Origin of the sequence: Polymorphospora rubra, assembly GCF_018324255.1 — a bacterium.
In the GTDB taxonomy this organism is placed as follows: Bacteria; Actinomycetota; Actinomycetes; order Mycobacteriales; family Micromonosporaceae; genus Polymorphospora; species Polymorphospora rubra.
The window spans coordinates 2,908,269-2,931,791 of the sequence record NZ_AP023359.1 but is presented as its reverse complement, the minus strand read 5'-3'; the positions used below and the strand labels follow the sequence as shown (position 1 = coordinate 2,931,791).

Sequence of the window (23,523 nt, the reverse complement as noted above, 5' to 3'; positions counted from 1 at the left end):
CGGACGTCTTCGGCCCACCCGTCCCCTCTTCCGCCGGTAACCGCCGCACACGCGCGCGAGGACCAACCCGCAGCTCCCGTTTCTTCGGGTCTCAGAGCGGCACATCCGCGAGCACTTGCCAGCCCTCACCGGGCAACCGGCCCGCCTCGAACCGGCCGCCGAGCAACTGCACCCGCTCCCGCATGCCGACCAGGCCGTAACCGCCGCCCCCGGACCTCTTCGGCTGGTCGGTATGTCGGCCGTCGTCTCGTACCTGCACCCGGACGGTCCCGCCGCCGGCTCGTACCGTCGTGGTGATCTCATGGGCGCCGGTGGCGTACCGGCGCGCGTTCGTCACCGACTCCTGGACCAGCCGCAGCACCGTGGTCGCGACCTCCGCCGGTACGGGCTCGGCGAGCTCCACCGTCAGCCGGACCGGCGTGCCACCTCCCGCATCGGCGGTCAGCCCGTGCAGATCGGCGACCAGGTCCGTGGTCAGCGTCGCCGGCTCCCCGCCGCCCTCGCCGGTGTCTCGCAGCATGACGACCATCCGCTGCATCGCCGACAGGGCGTCCGTGCCGGCGCGTTCGATCACCGGCAGTACCCGCGCCGGCGCGCCGGGATCGGGCACCGCCACCGCCTGCGCCGCCTGGGCTTGCACCACCATCCCACCGATGTGGTGCGCCACCACATCGTGCAGCTCCCGAGCCAGGGCAACCCGTTCCCGCAACTGGGCCGCGACCACCACAGCCCGCATCTCCCGCGAGTGTTCGGCGTCGCGGGCCCGCAGGTACCACCCGGCGAGGACGGCCAGCACCGGCAGAATCGCATTCCAGCCCAGGTCCTGCGGGGAGTCCGGGTGGTCTGGGCGCAGGACACGGACCGCGAGACAGCCGAGCAGGAGCAGCCCCACGATGCCGGTGGCGGTGGACCTGGACGACCGGCGGACCACGGCGACGATGACGGCCAGGACCGCGGCGACCTCGGCACCCAGCAACCCGCCCGCGACGGAGAGGACCGCGACGCTGGCCAGCCGCAGCACCACCGACCACACCAGCAGGACCACCGCAACACCTACACCCGCGATGGCGGGCCAGCGGGACGCCAGCAGCGCGAGGCCGCACACGGCGAGGGAACTCGGCAGCTCCCACCGCTGGTCGTAATGTGTCAGCCCGCTCGCCGCCGCTCCGTCCAGGGCCAGTGCGAGCATGAGCAGCCCGGCCAGGGGCCACTCCCAGGTAATCAGACCTCGCCAGTCGAGCTTCACGCCGCCACCAAGCAGTCCTCGCACCGGTCACGGTCCCGGTAGCCGCAGGTGAAGATAGCGCAACAGCCATTGAGGACGATGAACCGTACTGTGTCCGGTGTCCTCCCGTGAGTGGTGGAGGCGCTGCGGGTTGGTGGGGTGACTGTGGCATCGGTGCTGCGGCAGTGGCCGTTGGCTGTTCTGCTGATGGTCCTGGCATTGCTCGACGTGCGGTTCTCCGGAGAGCTCGAAACCGCGGGCCGGGGCTGGATGGCACCGGGCGTCGTCGCGCTGGCGGCCATGGCGCTGCTGGCGCAGGCGCGGCCGGTTGCCGCGGCGCTGGGTGCCGCGGCAACGCTGGTCGTCTCGTCGGGGCTGCTACGGGTGGTCGGCGCCGAGATGCTGGCGGGCCTGGCGGTGACCGAGTTCGGCGCACTGGGGGCCATCATCGTGGCGGTGGTCCGGCGGGTTCCGGCGGTTGCGGCGACCGGGCTCGTCGGGTTGATTCTGGCCACCGGCGGGACGGCGGCGCAGCTGCGGCCGCAGTACTGGTCGCTGCCCGACGGGTCGGTGCCGGAGCCGTGGTGGAGTGTGTCGCTGTCGGGAATGGCGATGGTGGTGCTGCCGGTGGCGTACGGCATGTATCTGCGGGGTCGTGACCGGGAGCGGGCCCGCGCGAGCCGGGCTGCGGTGGTCGCGGCGCAGCAGCGTGAGCGGCTGGGCCTGGCGCGGGAGCTTCGCGACGTGGTGGCGCACCAGGTCGGCGCGATGATGGAGCAGGCCCGGGCCGCGCAGGTGCTGTCCGCGACGGACCCCGATGCGGCGGCCCGGGTGCTGCCGGTGATCGAACGCTCCGGTATCGAGGCGTTGTCGGCGATGCGTCGCCTGGTCGCCGCGCTGCGCGACCGTGAACAGGGCGATGGCCGGACGCCGGCGCCGCTGGCGCGGACCACCGACCTGGCGGCCGACCTGCGCGCGATGACGTCGGCCGGCAGTCCGCCGGTACGGCTGACGGTCAACCTGGCCGAACCGGTGGCCGACGAGGTCGCGACATCGGTGCTGCGCCTCGTGCAGGAGTCGGTGACCAATGCCCGGCGTCATGCCGCCGGGGCACGGGAGATAGTGGCATCGGTACGGGCGGGGGAGGGCAACCTCCGGGTCGAGGTCTGCGACGACGGGAGGGCCGGGCCAACAATCGGCAGACGCCGCGGTGGTTTCGGGCTTGTCGGCATGCGGGAGCGGGTGCACCTGCTCGGCGGCCGGTTCACCGCCGGCCGCGCGGTCGGCGGTTGGCGGGTGACCGCCGACGTGCCGCTGCGCAGGGCCGGGCGGTAGGCCCGGGCATCGCTGTATCTGCCCGTATCATTCGTGCTCGATCGGCGTGGATCTGCGGCGGGCGGGCGGCGACCGAGGGCTGTCGGTGGCCACCGAGATGCCGTTACAAGGACAGGGACGGTAGGCAGTGCGGGTCTTGATCGCCGATGACCAGGAGCTGATGCGAGTCGGGTTCCGGATGATCCTGGAAGCCCAGCCGGACATCACGGTGGTGGCCGACGTTGCCGACGGGCGGGCCGCGGTCGAGGCGGCGCGCCGGCTGCGCCCGGACGTGTGCGTACTGGACATCCGGATGCCGGGTCTGGACGGGCTGCAGGTCACCCGGCTGCTCGCGGGGCCCGACGTGGCCGACCCCGTCGCGGTCGTCGTCATCACCATGTTCGACGACGACGAGTACGTGGACACCGCCCTGCAGTACGGGGCACGCGGATTCCTGCTCAAGGACTGCGGACCGGCCCTGCTGGTGGAGGCGGTGCGGGCGGCCGTACGCGGCGACGCCCTGGTGGCGCCGCAGGTCACGGTCCGGCTGCTGCGTCATTTCCGGGACCGGCCGCAGGTCCGGGCGACGGCACCGGTGGAGGCGCTGACGGATCGGGAGAGCGACGTCGTACGGGCGGTGGCGCGGGGATTGACCAACCAGGAGATCGCGGGCGAGTTGTTCGTGGCGGTGTCCACCGTCAAGACTCATCTGGCTGCCGCGCAGGCGAAGCTCGGCGTACGCAACCGGGTCGAGGTCGCCTCCTGGGCGTGGCGCGCGGGTCTCGTCGACGCCTGAAAGGTCGGTGGCGGGACCTGTCCGAGTGCCCGTACGTCTCCGCCTTTCGGTGGAGGTGCGGGTGCCTGATATCCGCTCAGCGCCGAGCCGATGCCGGCTCACAGGTGGAAGGCATCGCGGCTGCCGTTCGGCAGTCTCTGTGGCATGAACCCGCAACCACTGTGTGAGGCGAGCCCGTCAGGGCGCCGGCCCACCCGTCCGTTCGCCATCGGGGCTGCCCTCGCCGCCGCCACCCTGCTCACGGCCTGCACCGGCGGCCAGGGCACGGCCGGCGGACCGGTCACCTCCGGGCCGGCCGCGTCGCCGGCTGTCTCCGCGGCTTCCGGCGCGACCTCGGCCGCGCCGACTGCCGGCCCGTCGACCGGAGGAACAGCTGCCGCCCCCGCCGGGACGACGACCAGGGCGAAGGTCACCTCGGATCTGTCCGGGCTCGGCATCACCGGCATCAAGGCCGGCAGGAGTGTGCTGATCGACGTCGCCGGTGATGGCGTGGATCGTTTCCTGGAGGTGGGTCAGGGAGGGGTCGACTTCACCGGGACCGGCCGGACGGACTCCACGATGATGTCCCTGCACCCGGCGGCGGTGTCGGCGGAGAACCGGGTGGTCATCAGGCCGCCGTTCTGGAACGAGGAGGTCGGCGGCAGGTACTGCGTCGCGGACACCGCCGGTGCCGCGCTGGCGCTGGAGACCTGCGAGGACGGGAAGTCGTCGCAGGTCTGGCGGGTGGTCCCGGCAGGTGATTCCGGCCTGTTCGAGTTGCACGGTGCCTACGGCATCATCGGCGTCAGGGACGGCCGCATCACGGTCTCCGGGGACGGGCACACCGGCTTGCAGGTCGTGCCGTACGCCGGGTGACGGCTCTCGTCGACTCCACCAAAGCCACGCCACCTCCGGCGATTCCTTCTGTCTGAAGGACGGTTCGGTGCTGTGGCGCGTCCAACTGACAGAAGGAAGCAGAGATGGGATTTTCGGTTTACCTGGCGCTGTTCGCGGTGGTCGCATCCGCCATCGTCTTCGTCGTGGCCCGCCGGCGCCTGAGCCTCGGTGCTGCGGCGGGGCTGTCAGTTCTCACCTTTCTGGGCATCGCCGCAGCCTCGATCCTGTGGGTGCAGGTGGCCGTCAGCAACATGGACGGCTGAGGGTGGTGACGATCAGGTTCGGGTCCTTGGCGGTCTGGTAGGCCGCAGCGCCAACTCCTCCCGGCGGAGCCCGGTCACCCGCCGCCGATCGCCATAGGTGGTCAAGCCGACATCCTCCGGCCTCAGCTGCGAGCGGCGGGCCTGCAGGAAGTCGCCGAGCTGTCGTTTGGCGTCCACGTCACGAAGTATTCGGCCTGCCGGGGCCGGTAACCACACCTTGTCAGGGATAGGCCTCGCGGAATGTGTCGGTCACCGAGAGCGTGCCGCCGCCTGCGCGTCCGGTGCCGCTGCTCCGCGCGGCCGGAAACGTGGTCGCCGGCCGTGAGTGACGCCGGGCAGAATGACCGGATGTCCGCCGAAGCCGCGCACGCCGCGGAGGTCCTCGCCCAACTGGCCGCCCCGAGCGCCTGCGGGCGCTGGCCGAACTCGCCCGCCGGGGCAAGGACGGCGCCACCGTCGCCGAGCTGGCGCACGCCCTCGACGTCCCGGTGCCGAGGGCCGGGGCGGTGCTCGCCCGGCTCAAGGCGATCGGCGTGGCGACCGGTACCGGCACCGGCGTCTACCGGGCCCGGCTCGACGCCCTGCGCGAGGCCGCCGCGGACCTCGACCGTCAGCAGCCCATCAGCCGCCTGCTCGTGGTGTATCCGGAGCTGCGCAACCTCTTCTCGCACGGCCGGCTGACCACTTTCCCGCCGACCCTGTCGGAACGGTGGGAGCTGCTGTCGGAGATGCTCACCCGCTTCCTCGACCTCGACAGCCCCTGCGACGAGGAAGAGATCAACCGGCGGCTGTCCGCGGTCACCGACGACGTGGCCGGCGCCCGACGGATGCTGGTCGACACCGGCTGGCTGGAGCGCGACCGGGCCGGCACCACCTACGGCACGTCACGCACGCTGCCAGCTCGTGGGTCGTCCGGCTGACACCGGCCCGCGCTCACCAGGCTCTTCTCGAACCTGCTCTCGGCGTCCTGGAGCTTCGTCTGGGCCTTCTGGACGTTCTCCTCAGCCTTGTCCACGGCCTTTGCCGCCGTCCTTGGCCTGTTCTTGGGCGGCACGGCGGTCCGTCAACGGGTCGACGGGGCCCTCGGACGCTTCGACGACGATGTACCGAACCCGGGCGAAAGTCGAGCAACGGCAGGAGCCGCGGGACGACCTCGTCCAGAGGCTGCCACACCTGGCTGGAAACCCTGGCTGCGGTGTCGTCGTCGGCAATGCGCCATTGACCGCCGCCCAGCGCCAGACGAGTGAACCCGTCTCGCCCGCCATCGGCCCCAGCAGCTCGGCCCGCGTGGCAACCACCGCGTGGCTATCGCGAACGAGCCGCTGGGGCCTATGGGTCACCAGCTTGATCAGCTGATCGAGTTGTAGACGGGAATCCAGCCGAGGCTCGCACCAGTCGAGGTGAAAATCTCGATCTTCCGCACTACTGAGCCAGGGGTTGTCGCGGGAACACTGTTGCCCACCCCGATACCGCCGACGGCGATGAACTTGCCCTCGGTACGGATCTGACCAGGACCGCTCCGGCGGATGATCACGGTGTCGGCGGGAGCTTGGTGTGGCACGGCCGCGTCGACGGTGTTCCAAGCCACCGTCACGTCGGTCGATGCTTCGGTGACGTAGATCGCGGGGAATGTAGCGTGGGCTTGCCGCGCATAGTTCCCTACGACCACCGTCTTGGTGGTGTTCAGATTGATAGCGATACAGCTCACGGCCCGTGACGAGTTGGGGTTTTCGATGCGGTTACCCACCACGGTGACGTCACGAGCGCTTACGAGGTTGATGTGGCCTATGCAGTTGGTTACGACGTTTCCGGTGATCGTGACGCCGACGGCGATTCCGCTGGGAGCCGTTCCGCCGTTACTCCCGTCCACTTCGATGCCACGTAGCTGACACCCGGTGACGGTGTTGTCAGCTACAACCAGGTTGGTGCATGCCTGCGTGAAGACGCCCGCCTGCCCGCACTCGGTGATCGTGTTGCCGGAGACGATGTTACGGTCAGCGCCCGCCCATACGCAGATGCCGTCGTAGTAGTCCGACGGCGCGCTCCACACGCCGCCTTTCGCCTGCGCCTCAGCGGTCGACGGCCAGTCCATCGCGACGTGGTTGTTGATGATCCGGACATCTTTGCCGTTGGACGAGATGCCGAAGCGGGTGCCTTCAGTAGTGCAGTTGGTGATCGCGATATCGTCGGACTGTCTGGGAACGGCGTCGAACACGACAATGCCATTGAAACGAACATCACGGACAGTGACGCCATCGATGACACCGCCGCTGGACGATGAGACGCGGATCCCGTCATACTGCTGCGTGCGGTCGCTGTCCCGCACCTCCAGGCCAATGATTTTGAACCTGTGGCAGTTGGTGAGACGCAGAACGGCCTTGCCGCCGTTGGTGGACGGTTGCGCGCCGCCGAGCATGAGGGTGGCCGCGTAGCCGAGAATCACGAAGTCGGTAAGTCCCGAGGCGACAAGTTCATTGCTGACCTTGAAGACCCGGCCAGCGGGGAAGAGCAGACTCTCTCCAGTGCCGGCAGCCGCGGTCAACGCCGCCTGGATCGCCGCCGTGTCGTCCGTGACGCCATCACCGACCGCGCCATGATCGAGCACCGAGATCCAGCCGTCACCGGTGACTTCCGGCGCGGCGTGCGCCACGGAGGCGGTCGCCGCCAGTCCGCCGACCACTGTGGTGGTGGCCAGCCCTGCGAGCAACGCGTTTCGCCTACTCAGCAACTCCACAACGATTCCCCGTCCAATCGTCCGATCATTGACACTCCCCTATGAACCTTGCGCCCACGCGGAAACGTAGGGCAGCAGCGTGACCGCAACCAGCACCGCCACGGCAAGGACCAGCCGCCGAGCCACCCGGTGGACCACCGAAATCAGGCGCGAACAACCCCGTTCCGCCCAACACCACGAACCCCCGTGGGCATCGACGACAGTGCACACGCACCGTAAAGATCGACAACACGGAAAGTCAATAGTCCACTACAAACTGTCAGGACACGGCGGCGTGTGGCATGCCAAAACGCCCACCACCATCACCCTCCGCACTCGCCCAACAACCACCACCAAGGACCAATATGCCGAGAGACCGGGTACGCTTCCGATCACCCGCGGATGGACGACCGGACACTTCCGGGTATCCGATGGCGACGGAGATGCACCGGAACCATTCCGAAACCTTGATGCCGGAGCGGGCGCGGGTACGTACTCCCTACGCCTCGCCCACGATGGCCGGAAGGCGGCACGGGAAGTCATCGCTCGTGTGCGACGTCAAACCACGCACGCGACGACCGCAGAGTCGGGCGCCACCTGGCATGGAATCATTGGAATCGAACGCTATCTGATCCGCGTCTGGCCGGCAACGGCCAACGTATAGGTGAGTTCAGTGAATAGTTGACCGAGCGGGACAGGACGCGCAAGTCTCCAGGCTACATGGACGCCTTCTTCGAAGAACTATTGAGATAGGCAGGTTTCGGCAATGTATATCGACATATATTTTACGGATCTACTACCTGTGGATCGAGATGACGTAGAGGATGCGCTCGAATCGATCGACGCCCTAGAGGTTGTTGGCGCCGGCGGGGGCGACCTGGGCGGCAATATTGATCTAGAGGTCGTCTCGCCGATTTCCCGAGATGAGGCACTGAGGATGGTTGCCGACGTGTTGCAGCAGTTCGACCTCGCAGCTATTTCCTACTTGAGGCCCTCGGACACTGGAGAGCGGATCAATATCGTAGATCTTCTGCAGTAATTGCCTGCGCCGCCCGCAGCACGGGCGATAGGCAACCGTCACGAACGTCGGGTGGACCGGAAGGTCGCCCAGTCACGGAACGACGGACCCCGGTGATGCCGGCGGTATCGGTGCCGCCAGCGACATTCTCGCCGGCATCCACGGGAACGGGCGCCGTCGGTCGATCTATTCCTGGACGGGTTGCCGCGCCGCCCGCACCCGGCGGGTACCCCAAACGATCAACAGGATGCCGCCCACGAACAGCGCAGGGCTGGCGATGAAGCCGATGTCGCGGATCCACAGGTCGATGCGGTGCTGCTTGGCTGCCTCATCCTTCTGCCCTTCGTAGCTGCCATCCCCCTCGGCGAACCAACAGGTGTCCCGAGGAGTCATCACCTCATCACCGCACATCGGTGCGGCCGACGGGTCGTAATTGTTGATGTCGGAGTGGGAGCGGAAGGCGAAGAAGAGGACGAAGAGACTGACGACCACCAGTACCCCGCCGAGCTGTCGTCGCCCGGTTCCGCGTGGGCCCGCCGCGGCGGGGCGACCTCTCGGAGTCTCCGGGGCGGTCATCCGACGCCCCCTCGCGGATAGGGTGGCCGGCCAGCCGAAACAGCACGAGAGGTGCCGGCGCCGGCACGGGTCAACCACGCCGCGGCGGCCGGGCGATAGCTGAACAGGAGTGCCAGCGCCGCGACGACACCCACGGCCAGCGGCACGGTCTGCGACGGTGACCAACTGATCCGGCCCTGCACGAACAGGTTGATTATGGCGATGACGAAAAGACCGACAGTGAACTGCGCCGGCAGTCGCAGCAGCGGCGTCGCGCCGCGCCAGGCCTGAACCACGCCCACCACACCCATCAGCGCGACCAGGGCGCACAGTGCAGAGATGGCAACGCCGAGCGGGATCCGCAGAATCAGCGCACCCTCCATGCGGTACACCACGACGGCCCACGCTATCGCGAGGAGCGCCCACGTTGCCGACACCGGCACCATGAGCAGCGCCGCGATCGTGGCGCTCACCGGACGTCGCACGTCAGTTGCCACGTCGCGCCGACGATCGTCCACTTCGTTCATTCATCCTCCTGATCCTGACGGCCGGGTTCCATACGTGCCGGCCAGTCGAGCAAAGGCCGCAGCGAACCGGCTATTGCGGACACCCGCCGCCCCGGGTGATCCAATCGATCAAGTCTATCGATTGCCGCACGGATCTCCGCTACGGCGAGATGATGACTGGTCGCACCGCGCGGAGTCTGCGTCAGTGGTTCAGCGCCCTCGCTCGGCACCACCGTTCACCTGCACGATCTGGGCCGTGATCTGGGCGGCCTCTGGAGCGGCCAGCGAGGTCGTCTGCTTCGGTCCGCAGCTCGGCCACCGGCAACGCCGGGATCATCTTCAGCTCCGAGCGCAGCTGCCGCAGCCCTCGCTGGCCCTCCCCAGCCGCGTGGCGGACGCGGCGGACGTGACCACACACTGGCGCAGACGGGGCACGGCGTCGAGGGCCTGGATGGCGGAAACCGTCGCCCATCATCGCGGGGCGTGTGCCCGATCTGCTCCTCTCCCGAATTTGAGGCATTGCCATAGGGTGATCCGGTGACGGCGAATGGATACCGGCTCGGAGTCGATTTCGGTACCTCCTCGACGGTGGCGATGCTCGCTGGCCGGGACGGGCGGGCCAAGCCGTTGCTGTTCGATGCGTCGCCGCTGCTGCCCTCCGGGGTGTTCGCCGGGCTGGATACCGGCCCGTTGTTTACCGGTGCGGATGCCGAGCGCGCCGCGTCGGCCCAGCCCGCCGGGTTCGAGGCCAACCCGAAACGGCGTATCGACGATCGCGTGATCTGGCTTGCCGATCGGGAGATCACGGTCACCGACGCGATCGCGGCGGTGCTGACCCGGGTGAACGCCGAGGCGCGACGGGTCGCCGGCGGACCACCGGACACGGTGGCGCTCACCCACCCCGCCGGATGGAGCCGTACCCGGCTGGGCGTTCTGGCCACCGCCGCGGAGCAGGCCGGGTTCGGCGAATGCGGTTTCGTCGCCGAACCCGTCGCCGCGGCGGCGTACTTCGCCGGTGTTATCGGCAAGGACCTGCCGGCCGGTCGATGCCTTCTCGTCTACGACCTCGGCGCCGGCACCTGCGATGTCAGCATCGTCCGCCGCACCCAGGACGCGCTGGAGGTCGTGGCCACCACGGGGCTCGACGACATCGGTGGTCTGGACCTCGACGCCACCATCGTCGACCACGCCCGGTCACTGACCGCCACCGCCACCAATGCGTGGGGGCGGCTGGAATGGCCACGGACCCCCGCCGACCAACGCGCCCACCGACTGCTGTGGCGCGACGCCCGCACCGCCAAGGAACAACTATCCCGCCACACCAGCGCCGACCTGCACATCCCCCTCATCGACACCGTCGTCCACGTGACCCGCGACGAATTCGAAACGGCGGCCCGCCCTCACCTGGAGCGCACCGTCGACCTCACCGCCACCCTGCTTCGCGACGCCGGCGTACCCCGACAACTCCTAGCCGGCATCTTCCTGGTCGGCGGCTCCTCCCGGCTACCCCTGGTCGCCTCCCTGCTCCACCGCACCCTCCGCATCGCACCCACCACCCTGGACCACCCCGAACTCGTCGTCGCCGAAGGCGCACTTCACGGCCCAACCACCACCCACACCCCAACCGGACCCACCCCACCACCACCGGCACCGGCGTACACCTCGACCGGGGATGCCGATCAGCCGACAGCAGCCGACATCACCCCGGACGATGTGACGGTGGAGCGCACCCTGACCGGCCACAGCGACCAGGTCACGCTCGTGGTGTTCAGCCCTGACGGCAGGACCCTGGCCACCGCCGGCAGGGACGGCACCGCACGGCTGTGGGACGTCGCCACCGGCCGGCCCGCCGCCATCCTCACCGGCCACACCCACTTTGTCGCCGCTGTGGTGTTCAGCCCTGACGGCAGGACTCTCGCCACCGCCAGTTATGACGACACCGCACGGCTGTGGGACGTCACCACCGGCAGGCCCGCCGCCATTCTCACCGGCCACACCGACGGGGCCTACGCTGTGGCGTTCAGCCCTGACGGCAGAACCCTCGCCACCGGTGGCGGTGACGGCACCGCACGGCTGTGGGACGTCACCACCGGCAGGCCCGCCGCCATTCTCACCGGCCACACCGACGGAGTCGAGGCTGTGGCGTTCAGCCCTGACGGCAGAATCCTGGCCACCGCCGACGATGACGGCACCGCATTCCTGTGGGACGTCGCCACCGGCCAGACCACTACCATGCTCGCCGGCCACACCGACTTTGTCGCCGCTGTGGCGTTCAGCCCCGACGGCAGAACCCTCGCCACCGCCGGCAGGGACGGCACCGCACGGCTGTGGGACGTCGCCACCGGCCGGACCGCCGCCATCCTCACCGACCACAACGACCTGGTCATCGCCGTGGTGTTCAGCCCTGACGGCAGGACCCTCGCCACCGCCGGCAGGGACGGCACCGCGCGGCTGTGGGACGTCGCCACCGGCCGGACCGCCGCCATCCTCACCGGCCACACCAACTATGTCGCCGCTGTGGCGTTCAGCCCCGACGGCAGAACCCTGGCCACCGCCGGCAGGGACGGCACCGCACGGCTGTGGGACGTCGCCACCGGCCAGACCGCCGCCACCCTCACCGACCACACCGACGGGGTCCACGCTGTGGCGTTCAGCCCCGACGGCAGAACCCTCGCCACCGCCAGCAGTGACGGCACCGCACGACTGTGGAACGTCGACGCGGGGCGCCCCCGGATCTGGCGCATAACGGCGTCATGACGCTCACCTTCATACGGCGTAACACCCCATCTGCGTAGAAAGCCGCGCGACCCGCGGGTTATCAGCCCGGGGCCTGACCCGGTTTGACGGACATCGCAGATCCGGCCGGGAAGCGGTCGCTGAAGGTGATGGCGAAGGCGTTCAACGCGGGCTTCCCGACGCATCTTCTCGGTGGGCGTGTTGAACCGGTGTCGGGTCTGCGGTCAGATCGCTCGGGCGAGTTCGGTGAACCCTGCGGCGGTTAGGTGTATTGCGGATATGGTTCCGTACCCGAGGCCGCGCGTCTCGGGCCGGGCCATGTTCGACGCGCTCGTCGCCGACGAGCGAGACCCAGTCGTGTTGGCCGGGCTGGCCCGCGGGGTGCCGCGGAACAAGACCGACGACATGCGGCTGGCGTTGGCTGGCCGGTTCACCCTCACTATCCGGGCTCCAGGCAATAGGGGACACCATGATCCGAACCAACCCGGACAGGACGCGCCGCCGCTGGACGGGCCGGGACGCGAGGGATGCTCGTCGCACGAGCACCCACCGAGCACCCAACCATCCACAAGGAACAAAACAACAAAGGCGCCCGACCCAAGTTTCCGCAAGTCAGACGCCTTCCGATCTTGTGCGCCCGAAGGGACTCGAACCCCTAACCTTCTGATCCGTAGTCGGCCGCTCAGTTCATCCTCTCCCCGAATAACACCCTACCAGAGTCGGTCTAAATGTCTACCCCTCCATCTCGCACAGTCCCGCTGGATACACGCAGGTCCCGCGCACGCATCGGGATCATGACCTGGTTATCCCTCGTCGCCCTCGGCTTTGGCAGCCCGTTTTCCGGCTGGGTCCTTGGGCGTCCGTGTCAGTTGTTCGACGTCCGAGCACCACCTGAGCACCACGGCCAGCGGTGAACAGCAGTCCCGCCCCACCGCACCCGCGACCAGTCCGATCGAACAGCACGGCGATACCAGGTCCTGATGCTGACCGTGGCGAGCGCGCCCGGCGACCGGGTCAGCGGGCTGCCCCTGGGCGCGGACGACTATCTCGCCAAAGCCCTTCCACTTCCCGGAGCTGATCCTGCGCATCCGGGCGCTGGCCCGCCGAATCCGGGCGCAGCCGGCGCTGTGCGGTTCGTCGGAGCTTGCCAGAGCGAGCGTGGCCTACCCTCGCAGACATAGACATGAGCGCTCCGTGTTCACCTGAGCGCCAGAGAGCGACACGCCTAACCCAATGTCGATCTTGTGGACAGGTGGAAAGTGTCATACCCCCGTGTCATCCTTGACTACATCAAGGCTTGGAGGTAGGTCATGCCGCCAGCACTGCGCTACGACGTACGACACTACACCGCACCCATGCCCAGCGGATGCCGCTGGTGCGGAACCGAGCAGCGCTCACATGGCCAACGCTGGATCAAGGGCGCCGGCATGCACATGTGGACGGCTCCTACCAACGAGCAGCGCTTGGCGCGCATGAAGGCTCGGCGAGCATCACAGGTCGGCGGGGTTGGCTAGATCGACCAATTTAATGAAATGCTGGTGCAGCTCTTCGGGAACTTCTTCCGGCGCCTGGAAGGTTGCGACCAGCTCGTAAACCATCTCCGGCTTGCCCTGCGGCCCATCGAGGCTGGAGGTTTTGAATTCTTGCAGCAAAGCTTCACTGAACTTCTTGTCTGAGCGCTTGCTAGCAATCAAGTCAGCCGTCCATGGCTCTCCGTCCGTTCGTAACCATTTAGCATTCGCGACAGCTGCCCACTGCTCATCAGTGAAAAGGTACTCAAGCTCTCGATCCTCGCCGCCAATCATCAGGCGGTCCCGGTCGGGATTGAGGCCGTACTTCTTGAGTTTGTCGTCGCCGAAGATCTTCTGATTCTTGCGACTGTCCGCATCGATGAGTACGGCGACTCGTCGATTGTGGTTCGCGAGGAATCTTGCGAACATGAGTGCACCTTCGTTGTTGTTGCAGGCCCAGAGCGCGATACCGGCTGACTGCAGTGGCATCCCCATGGCCAGCCGGAACAGCAAGGGGATTGCCTGCTGCTCCGTGGGACCCTCAACTCCAACGAAGAGCCTTTCGTGCAAAAGGACACTGTTGCGTAGGCCAAGGGCCGTCGCGATGTGCGCCAGATGGCGGTCAGTCTCTTCGTGCCCCGACTCGTCGGCGAGGCGCTCCATGACGGTGCGATCGTTACGCAGAGTCAGGTGAACGATGGATGCGATATCGACTCCGTCGATGAGGTTCATCGAGTGCGTGGCGATCATCATCCGGATCTGAGGCAGGACACACTGCTCGCGGATCAGTTGCATCACGCGACGCTGATGTGAGTAGTCAAGGTGGGTATCGGGCTCGTCGTAAAGGATCACGACGTCGGGCTGAGCGTCCTGCAGCGCGTTTGCCTCGCCCGCATCGTCATTTAAGTATGGGGCTATAGGTGCGGGTCCGGCTACGGTTTCGGTTTGTAGCACCTCGCTGGCCCATTCCCAAACCGCCAGGCTGATCCGTCGCGCCCTTCCGGCTCCGGCGGCGTCTACGGCTACAGCTTCCCCGCCGGTGCGGGCAAGCTGGAGACGCGCGGATTTGAAGGCGCCAGAAAAGGAGACCTCTGGAAGGACTTCGACTTCTGTCAGGTCCGGACAGCGGTCCATGATGTGCTTGCAGAGGTCTGCAGCATCGTCTTTCAAGCGGCTGCTCAATTCGGACTCCAGTGCCCGGATGCGGACGTGCAGCTCGGGTTCCTCGAAGTGCACTTTGTAGCGGGAGTTGAGAATCGTTTTCACCGCCGCATCGACGGACGCTTGTTCGCCTCCGAACCTCAGCAGGCGGGGCAGTCGCTGTTGAACCTTGGCCGGCGCGTCGGCCCAGTCGTCCATGTGGGAGGCTTGCTCCGCGAAAGCCTGCAGGAGATCCACCCAGCCAGCTCGGTTCGAGGGCGCCTTCTCGCCTTTCAAGCCGAGCTTCGTTGCCAGAGCCTTAAGGTCCGAAACCTTCAAGCTATCAAAGTCGCGAAGTTCTGGATCGACGGGAACGTTCCGGAACAACTGGAGCGTGGGGGCTTGCTCCTGCGGGGCGAACCGCCGGACTCGCACACTCTCCGGCAGCCCAAGATCGGCTTGTTCAGCCGCGCTGAGGGTGAAGGTTCCCTCGACCAGCGTATGGGCAACTCGGTGCCCTGCCCCTTCGGCTGCCGACGCCCTGTCCGCCGATTCTCCGGTGCCCTGCCCGTCGTTGGCCGCGCCACCGCGATCCGGCCGCCTAGCGAAAGTACGATCCTCATCCCTTAGCGTGTATGCGCCGAGTAAGAAGGCGATCGCATCCAGAGTGGCGGTCTTCCCCCATCGTTGTGTCCGGTGAGGATGGTAGGTCTACCGAGGGGGATAGCGCCGACCTGGTCCAAACTTCTGAACCCCGATACCACGACCGACTCAAGACGCATCCAATACCCCTCATCTACCTAGCCGACGTCTGCTCGCCCGAACGCCCCGCAACGGTCTATCACAGACTCGTTGATCATCTCTTCAAGGTCTGCGGATCAACGGCCTTGCGCGCAGTAGGGCGTTGGGTATCCGCCGGTCGGCGTGGTCGAGGATCTGCGGGTGTCGGCCCGTTGGGCGCGTCGTGCCTTCAGCCATCCCGCGCTGACCGGGATCTCCGGCAATCACCTAAACCTCCTGCAGTCGAGGCTGTATCCGTTGTGGATTGCCGGGCGTGAGGGCCGGCTGCACTCCCGGCGTAGTGGACACCGGCAGCGGGCGGCCGGTGCGGGCCGACCGCTGGTGCTGGGCTCTGTCGACTGGCTGGTGATGACGCTGGCGCTGGCCCACCTAAGTCTCGGCATCCCGCACCAGGCCCTGGCGGTGGCGTTCGGAGTCGCCGTACGACAGTGACCCGGGCGATCGGTCAGATCCGTCCGCTGCTGGCCGGCCGCGCCGGCGCCCTGTCCAACGGCCTACGACGACGGACCCTGGCCAACGTGATCGCCTACGCCACCTCCGAAGGCGTTCCCTGCGACTGGACGCCACCGAGATCCGAATCCGCCGATCCCGCGTCGGTAGACCGCGTTGCCAAGCCATCGTGACCGGCAGGGCCAGACAGAACACCATCAAGGCAACCATTTCCTCCGAGGCCGTCGGAGCAACGCTGCGGTGCGGCACCTACCGCCCGGGGCGTGTCTACGAGAGCCCCGGCCATCAGCGAGGCGGTAAATGGCCGCCTACGGGGATCTTTCACGGTTCTGATCCACTTTTTGTGGAGCGGTGACGGACGGTGAGGTGGTTTGGTGGTTAGGCGTGGAGGATGCGGTGCCGTAGGAGATCGAAGCTTGCGCGGCCGCACATTTGGCGTTTCAGCATTTTGATGCGGTTGACGTGGCCTTCGACGGGGCCGGAGTTCCAGGGCAGGGTGAGGCCGGCGGTCACGGCGGCCAGGTCGTGACGCAGGCCGCGGGTGAAGCTGCGTAGTGGGGCGAGTTCGGTGGCGTCGGCCTGGGTTAGCCATTCGGGCAGGTCGTGGCCTCGATGTTCGTCCATGATGGCGGCGAAGCTGGTCACGCAGGTTGCGACGGCGTTCAGTTCGGGACAGCGGGTCAGGATCTGGGTGAGGTGGTTCTGGTCTCCGGCGGCCAGTGAGTCCGGCTTGCGGACGATCCAGGCTGTGACCTGCCGGGTGGTTGGCGTTGCCGGTGTGGTGAGGGCGGGTAGACCGCTGTGCCGGATGGGTTGCAGGTGTCGGCGTACGGTGCGATGGCTGCCGCGGTAGCCCTGTTCGCGGATTTCGGCGTGCAGCGTGGCTGCGTCGGTGCAGCCCTCGTTCCACCGTCGGTGCAGGTGTGCGAGGTACGGCTGCAGGGTCTTGCCGCCTGGGTGGGCCGGCTGGGTGAGCAGTTCCTCGGCGGTGGTGGTGTGGGCGTAGCGGCGTACGGTCTTGCGGTCCAGGCCGAGGGTGTCGGCGATGGCCGAGATGCCTACGCCTTTGACCCGTAGTTCGTGTACGGCGGCGTGGCGTTGACGGGTGCGGGCGGCCCGTGGTCCGTCCCAACGGGCGTCGATCTGGTCTGCTGGGTCGGACTGCGCGGTTGGCGGGTCTGTGTCAGGTGTCGGGGTGGGTTCGGTGAGGCAGGCACGGTGCGCGGCGACGCATTTCTCGACGACATCGCGCAGGTTCTTCCAGAGGTGGAACCGGTCGGCGACCTGGATGGCGTCCGGGGCGGCGAGGCGGGCGGCTTCGGCGTAGCTGCTGGCTCGATCCCGAGAGATGATCTCCGCCCCGGGATGGTGGCGTAGCCAGGTGGTCAGGGTTTTGGCGGTCCGGTCCGGCAGGACGTCGATGGGGCGTCCGGCCTCGATGTCGATCAGCACGGTGCCGTAGACGTGGCCGCGTTTGAGGGCGAAGTCGTCGACGCCGAGGACTCGTGGTGCCCGCGCCAGCGGCTGGTCAGGTTGGATACGCAACATCCGCAGAAGGGTGTTCGCGCTGGCGGGGATGGCCAGTGCGCGGGTGAGCCGGGCCCCGGCCCGCCCGGCCAGGGCGAGCCCGATCGTCACGAGGAGTTGCCGCAGGGGCAGGCTGCGGCGGGCGAACCGGTGGGTCAGCCCGTCGACCTGCTCGACGAAGGTTCGCCGGACGCAGGCCGTGGTCGCGCATCGGAACCGTCGGACCTGCAGGTCCAGCAGCACAGGCCAGCGGGCCAGGGCCACGTCGGCCAGCCGACGCCGGTAACGGCCATGGACTCGCGTGGACACGACACCACACCCGGGGCAGTCGTCGCGCGACGTCATCGTGGTGGCCTTGATGATCGCCACGCCCCGAACCGTGCTGATGCCCTGGATCAGGACCTGGTCAGAGTGAGAGAGCAAGGTCCTGAGTGGAACTACCGACACAAGCGATCATGATGCCGTCTTGCCCATCACGGCCTGTCAGCGCTCCACAAGAAGTGGATCAGAACCTCTTTTTCACTGGCCGCCGACACGGATTCAACCCGGTGGTCGCAACATCTCGGGCATAGAGGAATGTCGATGGCTAGGCGGCGGGTGAATGAAGGCGTTGACGGCAGGTCGCCGGGTGCACCGATGCTTGAGCTGGCTGTGATCGCATTGTCGGCATGCCGTTCGGCGTGATGCCACGCAGACGGGACCGGATCGTCAAGCACTCCGGGGTAGATCGGGGCGGCGTCGGTGACCACCTTGTAGGGGGTGACCTTCAACGTGGCCAGCGCCCGGCGGAGAAACCGCCGGTTTGCGACGTCCCGACGGCCGAGACGAGCACGTCGATGGCCTGTCCATGATGGTCGGCGGTCCGGTAGACATACCGCCAGAAGGACTCCGGCGTCACACCACATCGAACAGCGCGATCCCCGCCACGAGCCTGGACAGCCACGCCGGAGGGTCGTCCCCGCCTGCCATCGCTACAAGGTAGTCCGGAGGTTGACGACGGAGTCCCCGCAAAACATGATCGAAATACGGTACGCCGAAATGTCCTCGGTCTGTCGGTAGGTTTGCGAAGACGAACGCATTCTCGTCAACCCGCCGATGTTCGCTGACCGCCAGGGCGAACTGACCCGATCGCATTCTTGACACCATCTCAAAGATCTTCTTGGCAATGCCACGCGCCGTGGCTTGCGGCTGGGTGAGGAACTCCAGCAGTTTGCCGTCGATGTGGCGGAGGTTGAGATCGTGAACGACCGGGGTCCCCAGACTGGTGTCGGCGAGATCCTCCAGAGGGATCGCATTCTGGTACGCCTCGATGGCGGCTTGGCCTGGCGGGTCGAGTGCGCTGAAAGTAGCGAGCTGGCTGGCAATCAGGGCGGGCAGGGCGCACACGCCAGATCGGTGACACCGGTCGAGAGTGTCAGAGGTGTGGCCTTCACCGCAGGTGAGGTCAGGACGATATGCAGGATCGCCACAGTAGAGCGCGTAGACGGCCGGCACCTCGAGGAGATCGGAGGCGTTAAGCAGGTCGATGATCTGCTTGCGCTTTGCATATTCGAGATCGACGGCCCATCGCTTACCTATCCGCTTGAGGTTCTTTGCTTGAACGAGCATGCCGAAGCACTCGCCGGTTGGGGACAGCCACCACCACAGCCAGTCGGCACCGGTTCCGCTAGAGGTAGGGGTCCCGCCCTCCTGATTGCGTTTGAAAGGGATATACCTAGCGGCCGGATACACCGCGTGGATCAAACGGTCAGTGGCATTCTCTTCATCCCACGTATATTCGCCGAGTTGATCGCGGCACTCAACTATATACGCCTCGACCGCCTGCCGACCTCGGACCAGCGAGGCGTGGAGATCCAGATTGGTCAAAGGAATCGATCTCCGCACTGGGGACGGCCCATCAGCTATAGAGCCATTCTCATCGTGATGGCGCTGGTCGCGGGGCTAAGTAAGGGCGGTGTCGGCATAGGACGCGGATCCCGGAAAGACAGCAGTCGCCCAAGATCCGATGCCGCAACCGGAGGCCTCGTCATACTGTCTTACCCCTCCACGATCGCTCTGTCCAGCCACCCCTGAACCACCCAGCCGGCCTCATCGACTTCCACCGATTGAAAGCCTGCCCCCGCCTCTGGGCTGCTGCGGGCGATGCCGCAGCGCGGGACACCGTGCGTATACGCGGTAGCCGCACCGACCGGCAATCAAGCACCGAGATCGACCTCCGCCCCGAGTCTGAACCCGACGGCTGAACCGCCCCCGGACCTTGTAGAGGCTGATGTTGCCGGGTTTTTCGGAGCCGTGTTAGTTGGCGTCAGGCCACGGACAGGGTGATCGGGTGGATCCTTTCATACTCGATCGGGGTGAGCATGCCCAGTGAGCTGTGGTGGCGTTGCCGGTTGTGGAAGATCTCCAAGTCCCGGACCAGCTCCGCGACCGACCGGCCAGCTTTGAACAGAGCGAGGACCTTACGACGAAACTCGGGCGGGTATCTCCTCGGCACATCTTCTCCTCAACGAGTGACGAGCCCGACCAGTCAACCAACCCGACTCCACCAAACCCGGGGAACATCACGTTGGTGCCAGGCTAGTGACGGTCGCACCGCCACCGCAGGTCGACGAAGTCGGTGCCGCCTCCCGCCGCCGCTCGAGCTGTCCCTGGCCTGCACGTCACTCAACCACCTCTCAACACTCACCTCCTCAGACTGCCCAATTGAACAGCGCTGTTAGTGAATCTTCCCCTCGACGCAGCCATTCGCTAGACTCGGCCAATGTACTGACAGACGTTGATCGATAACAGCGGGATCACCCAGTGCAGCCTCAGGACGTGGCGATTAACCCGATCACTATTCGGCGATTTTCAACAGGCCTTCTGCTCGTTCGATGGTGGATGGCATCGTTTCCTTGCGGAATCCTCGGTCGATGACAGTGACGCGATTGCAGGACAGTGGGATCAGCCCGGGCTTGTACTGCGCGACCAACATGGAGGCGAATTATGGCTTTCAGGCTGCGCCAGCGGATATACGGGCGAAGGCGCAGCCGGCGCAGGCTACATCTTGCGCTGCGAAGGTTTCAAACCGCATCAGATCGACCTGATTTCTCTCTGCGGGAGGCTGCATCTACGAAAAAGTCAGAGCGACCCCGTGGTCGCAGAAATCAGGCGAGAATCACGGAAAGGCCGCGGGACTGTTTCGGCCGAACCGAAATGGTCGGCGCACATCGAGTCGCTTGTGGCAAGTGGCTATTTTCGCGACGTTGACAGCAACGGTCTCTAAAGAGGGCCGGGTTTACGGTCGATGTAGCATGGATCGGCGGGAAACGAGCGGACGTCGAGACGGCCACCGATGTCGTCCAGGCTTGACATCATGGCCTCCAGGCAGACCAGGGCGGACGAGGTGGCGTGACGCCGGCCGGGTGGACGGGACTGTGACGGGACCTGCTGCGATCAGGCTCCGATGAGGTCACTGCCCGCCCGGCCAGCGCCACTGCGGTGCTGCCGGCAGACAGACGACAGATCAACAGCAAGGACATCCCAAACCACAGGGCGGGTCGTGAAGAGAGGCAGGCCGCCTGCTGCCGGCGACTACTCGTCTCACAGTCGCCTTTGGCTGCCCTCACACCGTCAGCGCGCACGGTTCCATAGGGCCTGGTCCTCCGAGGACCGCACCGACCGACGGGAGATGCCGTCCCAGCGGATCTGGGCGGCGGTGTCGGCCAAAACAAGGCGGGCCTGTATTGCCGGTGAGTGTGGGGATGTGCCGCTGACCGTACGCTACGCAACGTAACCGCAGGTTCTTGGCGCGGCATGATGCCGCGCCAAGAACCTCACCATTGCCCGACCCACCAAGCGATCAACGAGACGGTGAGGCCGCCCACCGCAGTTGCCATCCCCTTCGCCACGCCCAGGGCTATGGTCCGGCCGATCAGTCTGCGGAATGGGCCGCCTCTGGCACGGTCGCGTTGCGCGGAAGCGGGCAACCTTCCATCGGTCATGGGCACCTGACCGGTCCTTTCGTTGGGTGGCGCTACCGGCCAATCATGTTCGAAGGGGGCGGTGCTGCGTCTAGCGCAACGCGTTGCGAAATCACACGCAACACGTGCGCTTGCGGCTGGACTACCGGTATGACTGATCAGTGCGTGGAGGTCACAGCAACCTGCGGCCGATCTCATCGGACATCTCGGGCGTGCGACGGGAGTTCGCTGAAGAGCTTCGGCATTGGTTCGCGCTTGTGGGGATGTCCGTTCGGAGTTACGCGCGGAAGCAGGGGTTGACCGCGAGTTCGGTCACCCGCTATCTCAACGGCCTGAACCTTCCGTCAGATGACTTCGTCTCTGACCTGGTCCACGAGGTGCATCGGCAGTACGACCACGCGAACACGCCGAACACACGGCGGCTAAGGAGGCTCCACCAAGACGCACAAGATGCGCAGCCGGGCAGCTGGGGTCACACCAAGCGGCTAAGGCGTCAGATCTCTGAAGCGCGGGCAGAGGCACACGACGCACAGTGTCAACGGGATCTTGTAAAGGGAGAACTCGCCCAGGCCCGCTGGAGTCTGCTTCGGGCTGGACAGGCACTGGATAGTGCCCGCCCGTCATCGGCCACCTCGGACGCCGGCGATATCCGAAGCTGGGCCCAGCTCATCGAGCAGTTGCAGCGGACCCAGGCCGAACTCAGCGAAACAAAGCTTCTTTTGACGCAGGCGCGCGCGCAGATAATCGATCTGCAACAGGAGCGTATGCCGTTCGACGAACCGCCGACAGACCAGCGCAACTCCCTCACTGGCCTAGGACCCGTCAGATGGTACCCCCCGAGACGCTCGCCCATCTGTCATGCTGGGACTCCTACCGGAAGTTACTGCTTGACCGCGGGCGGCCGCCCCGCCGGATTGCCCAGCTCGATGAGCTTGCCACCGCCGTTGTCCGGCAGCTGTCCGACCCGCAAGCTGATAGGGCCGTCCATCGCAGGGGCATCGTGCTCGGCTATCCACAGGCCGGCATAACATCGGACGCGATCGGCATCATCGCCAAGGCGATCGACATCGGATATCGGCTGATTATAGTGCTCAGCGGTCCACTTGAAATGCTTCGGCGACAGCTCCAGGTGCGGCTGGACGAAGATCTTCCGGCAATGCCTGGCATAGGCGCCATCATCCGCCTGACCGACGAGGAGTGGGACTATGGGCGCCTTGCCGGTCGTCTCGATGGGCTGCAATTCGAACGGGCTGTCCCGGAGGCGCCCTTCAACGAAGGCCGAAACCTTGCCCGAGCACCGACTCGAGTCGTCGTCATGAAAAAAAACCTATTTGTTATGCGACGACTCGTCAGCGATTTACGGACCGTGCGCACTCCCCTTGAGGAGGTCCCCGCCCTCGTTATCGACACAGGCACCGACGAGGACTCTGTCGGCACCTCTGTCGCATTCGCTGGGCACAACGCACTCGGGACGGCGCTTGGGAACTTGATGGAAATCCTGCCGCGCGCTCAATACATCGGATTGACCACTAGGCCGTTAAGCTCCACCGTTCCCAACCAGGACGGTACTGCCGCTCCTTTTCGTGCGGACTTCGTGACATCGATCCCCCGCCCTGATGGCTACTTCGGATTGCGGGAGGTCCACCAGCCTGCTCCCCGCTCCAACGATTTGGGTTAGCTCACATCCGCATGGTCGAACGTGGGAATCGGGGCCTACGTCAGGCTATAGATATGTTCGTCCTTTCCGCTGCAGTCAAAGCGTACCGCGAGTCGACATGGGGCTTCAATTTTGCACAGCATCGGATGTTAGTGCTCGGATCAGTACGGGTAAACGAGCTGACGGCACTGCACACTCAAATCAGCGAGTTGTGGATGGCCGGTGACTTCGACGTTCCGGCAGGACAGGAACGTCTGCAGGAGATCTTCGAGTCGGATCTCTTGCCTGCCTCTCGATACGAGGGGGCGGCGGCACTCCCCGACTCCTTCGCGCAGCTGATGCCGAGCCTAGATAAGGTACTGCATCGCCTTGGTCGCCATCCGATCTGCTGCGTTACAGATAGAGGTCCACGGATCCCGAGGCGATAACGCTGTCCAGTCCCATCCGAGCCAGGAACCTCAATAGCGCCGGCT

At 66.3% G+C, this 23,523-nt stretch carries 19 protein-coding genes and 2 pseudogenes; 12 read left to right on the top strand and 9 right to left on the bottom strand.

Translation table 11 applies throughout. From position 1 onward, the window contains the following. Nucleotides 1–91 precede the first annotated feature (91 nt). A complete protein-coding gene (locus Prubr_RS13520) occupies nucleotides 92–1,270 on the bottom strand; it encodes a sensor histidine kinase (protein ID WP_212825404.1) in 1,179 nt (392 codons plus the stop codon). A 114-nt stretch (nucleotides 1,271–1,384) separates the two neighbouring features. Here Prubr_RS13520 and Prubr_RS13515 point away from each other — a divergent pair, with 114 nt between their 5' ends. The 4 genes from Prubr_RS13515 (at nucleotide 1,385) to Prubr_RS13500 (ending at nucleotide 4,474) form a co-directional block, all read left to right on the top strand. Then, nucleotides 1,385–2,560, top strand: coding sequence for a sensor histidine kinase (locus Prubr_RS13515; RefSeq protein ID WP_212825402.1), 1,176 nt, complete (start codon nucleotides 1,385–1,387; stop codon nucleotides 2,558–2,560). A 127-nt stretch (nucleotides 2,561–2,687) separates the two neighbouring features. After that, nucleotides 2,688–3,335, top strand: a complete 648-nt coding sequence (locus Prubr_RS13510; protein ID WP_281425909.1) for a response regulator — start codon at nucleotides 2,688–2,690, stop codon at nucleotides 3,333–3,335. A gap of 144 nt (nucleotides 3,336–3,479) precedes the next feature. Beyond that, the gene (locus Prubr_RS13505) at nucleotides 3,480–4,190 is read left to right on the top strand and encodes a hypothetical protein (RefSeq protein WP_212825400.1); all 711 of its coding nucleotides are present in this window, start codon (nucleotides 3,480–3,482) and stop codon (nucleotides 4,188–4,190) included. A 104-nt stretch (nucleotides 4,191–4,294) separates the two neighbouring features. Then, nucleotides 4,295–4,474 (top strand): hypothetical protein, encoded by a 180-nt coding sequence (locus Prubr_RS13500; protein ID WP_212825398.1) that lies wholly within the window; start codon nucleotides 4,295–4,297, stop codon nucleotides 4,472–4,474. A gap of 45 nt (nucleotides 4,475–4,519) precedes the next feature. On the opposite strand, the pseudogene Prubr_RS36845 reads toward Prubr_RS13500, so the two are convergent. After that, nucleotides 4,520–4,651 (bottom strand): annotated as a pseudogene (locus Prubr_RS36845) (transcriptional regulator); the annotation flags it as partial. Nucleotides 4,652–4,962: 311 nt separating this feature from the next. On the opposite strand from Prubr_RS36845, the gene Prubr_RS13495 reads away from it, so the two are divergent. Next, nucleotides 4,963–5,394 (top strand): DUF2087 domain-containing protein, encoded by a 432-nt coding sequence (locus tag Prubr_RS13495; protein ID WP_246568649.1) that lies wholly within the window; start codon nucleotides 4,963–4,965, stop codon nucleotides 5,392–5,394. A gap of 428 nt (nucleotides 5,395–5,822) precedes the next feature. Here the strand turns inward: Prubr_RS13495 and Prubr_RS13490 are convergent, their stop codons facing one another. Further along, on the bottom strand, nucleotides 5,823–7,208 hold the full coding sequence (locus Prubr_RS13490; protein WP_212825396.1) for a right-handed parallel beta-helix repeat-containing protein: 1,386 nt from the start codon (nucleotides 7,206–7,208) through the stop codon (nucleotides 5,823–5,825). A gap of 745 nt (nucleotides 7,209–7,953) precedes the next feature. Here Prubr_RS13490 and Prubr_RS13485 point away from each other — a divergent pair. Further along, nucleotides 7,954–8,226: a hypothetical protein gene (locus tag Prubr_RS13485; RefSeq protein ID WP_212825394.1), complete on the top strand. Its 273-nt coding sequence runs from the start codon at nucleotides 7,954–7,956 to the stop codon at nucleotides 8,224–8,226. A gap of 165 nt (nucleotides 8,227–8,391) precedes the next feature. Here the strand turns inward: Prubr_RS13485 and Prubr_RS13480 are convergent, their stop codons facing one another. Both Prubr_RS13480 and Prubr_RS13475 read right to left on the bottom strand, forming a co-directional pair. Further along, nucleotides 8,392–8,697, bottom strand: coding sequence for a hypothetical protein (locus Prubr_RS13480; RefSeq protein WP_212825392.1), 306 nt, complete (start codon nucleotides 8,695–8,697; stop codon nucleotides 8,392–8,394). Between the two features lie 80 nt (nucleotides 8,698–8,777). Further along, nucleotides 8,778–9,287, bottom strand: coding sequence for a hypothetical protein (locus Prubr_RS13475; protein WP_212825390.1), 510 nt, complete (start codon nucleotides 9,285–9,287; stop codon nucleotides 8,778–8,780). 516 nt (nucleotides 9,288–9,803) lie between these two features. On the opposite strand from Prubr_RS13475, the gene Prubr_RS13470 reads away from it, so the two are divergent. Next, nucleotides 9,804–12,023 carry an Hsp70 family protein gene (locus tag Prubr_RS13470; protein ID WP_212825388.1) on the top strand — a complete coding sequence of 740 codons (2,220 nt, stop codon included), beginning with the start codon at nucleotides 9,804–9,806 and terminating at the stop codon, nucleotides 12,021–12,023. A gap of 944 nt (nucleotides 12,024–12,967) precedes the next feature. Beyond that, nucleotides 12,968–13,127 (top strand): annotated as a pseudogene (locus Prubr_RS36840) (response regulator transcription factor); the annotation flags it as partial. Nucleotides 13,128–13,492: 365 nt separating this feature from the next. Here the strand turns inward: Prubr_RS36840 and Prubr_RS13465 are convergent. Further along, nucleotides 13,493–14,911 (bottom strand): ATP-dependent nuclease, encoded by a 1,419-nt coding sequence (locus Prubr_RS13465; protein WP_212825386.1) that lies wholly within the window; start codon nucleotides 14,909–14,911, stop codon nucleotides 13,493–13,495. A gap of 780 nt (nucleotides 14,912–15,691) precedes the next feature. Here Prubr_RS13465 and Prubr_RS13460 point away from each other — a divergent pair. Beyond that, nucleotides 15,692–15,886 (top strand): hypothetical protein, encoded by a 195-nt coding sequence (locus Prubr_RS13460; RefSeq protein WP_212825384.1) that lies wholly within the window; start codon nucleotides 15,692–15,694, stop codon nucleotides 15,884–15,886. A 396-nt stretch (nucleotides 15,887–16,282) separates the two neighbouring features. Here the strand turns inward: Prubr_RS13460 and Prubr_RS13455 are convergent, their stop codons facing one another. Both Prubr_RS13455 and Prubr_RS13450 read right to left on the bottom strand, forming a co-directional pair. Then, a complete protein-coding gene (locus Prubr_RS13455; protein ID WP_212825381.1) occupies nucleotides 16,283–17,854 on the bottom strand; it encodes an ISL3 family transposase in 1,572 nt (523 codons plus the stop codon). A gap of 471 nt (nucleotides 17,855–18,325) precedes the next feature. Continuing rightward, on the bottom strand, nucleotides 18,326–19,297 hold the full coding sequence (locus tag Prubr_RS13450; RefSeq protein ID WP_212825379.1) for a hypothetical protein: 972 nt from the start codon (nucleotides 19,295–19,297) through the stop codon (nucleotides 18,326–18,328). Nucleotides 19,298–20,207: 910 nt separating this feature from the next. On the opposite strand from Prubr_RS13450, the gene Prubr_RS13445 reads away from it, so the two are divergent. Further along, on the top strand, nucleotides 20,208–20,696 hold the full coding sequence (locus Prubr_RS13445; RefSeq protein WP_212825377.1) for a hypothetical protein: 489 nt from the start codon (nucleotides 20,208–20,210) through the stop codon (nucleotides 20,694–20,696). Nucleotides 20,697–22,013: 1,317 nt separating this feature from the next. Here Prubr_RS13445 and Prubr_RS37655 read toward each other — a convergent pair. After that, nucleotides 22,014–22,148: a hypothetical protein gene (locus Prubr_RS37655; protein WP_281425908.1), complete on the bottom strand. Its 135-nt coding sequence runs from the start codon at nucleotides 22,146–22,148 to the stop codon at nucleotides 22,014–22,016. A gap of 71 nt (nucleotides 22,149–22,219) precedes the next feature. On the opposite strand from Prubr_RS37655, the gene Prubr_RS13440 reads away from it, so the two are divergent. Together Prubr_RS13440 and Prubr_RS38535 are read left to right on the top strand one after the other, a co-directional pair. Continuing rightward, nucleotides 22,220–23,071 (top strand): hypothetical protein, encoded by an 852-nt coding sequence (locus tag Prubr_RS13440; RefSeq protein ID WP_212825375.1) that lies wholly within the window; start codon nucleotides 22,220–22,222, stop codon nucleotides 23,069–23,071. Between the two features lie 11 nt (nucleotides 23,072–23,082). Next, nucleotides 23,083–23,478 carry a Z1 domain-containing protein gene (locus Prubr_RS38535; RefSeq protein WP_485020594.1) on the top strand — a complete coding sequence of 132 codons (396 nt, stop codon included), beginning with the start codon at nucleotides 23,083–23,085 and terminating at the stop codon, nucleotides 23,476–23,478. Nucleotides 23,479–23,523: the final 45 nt, after the last annotated feature.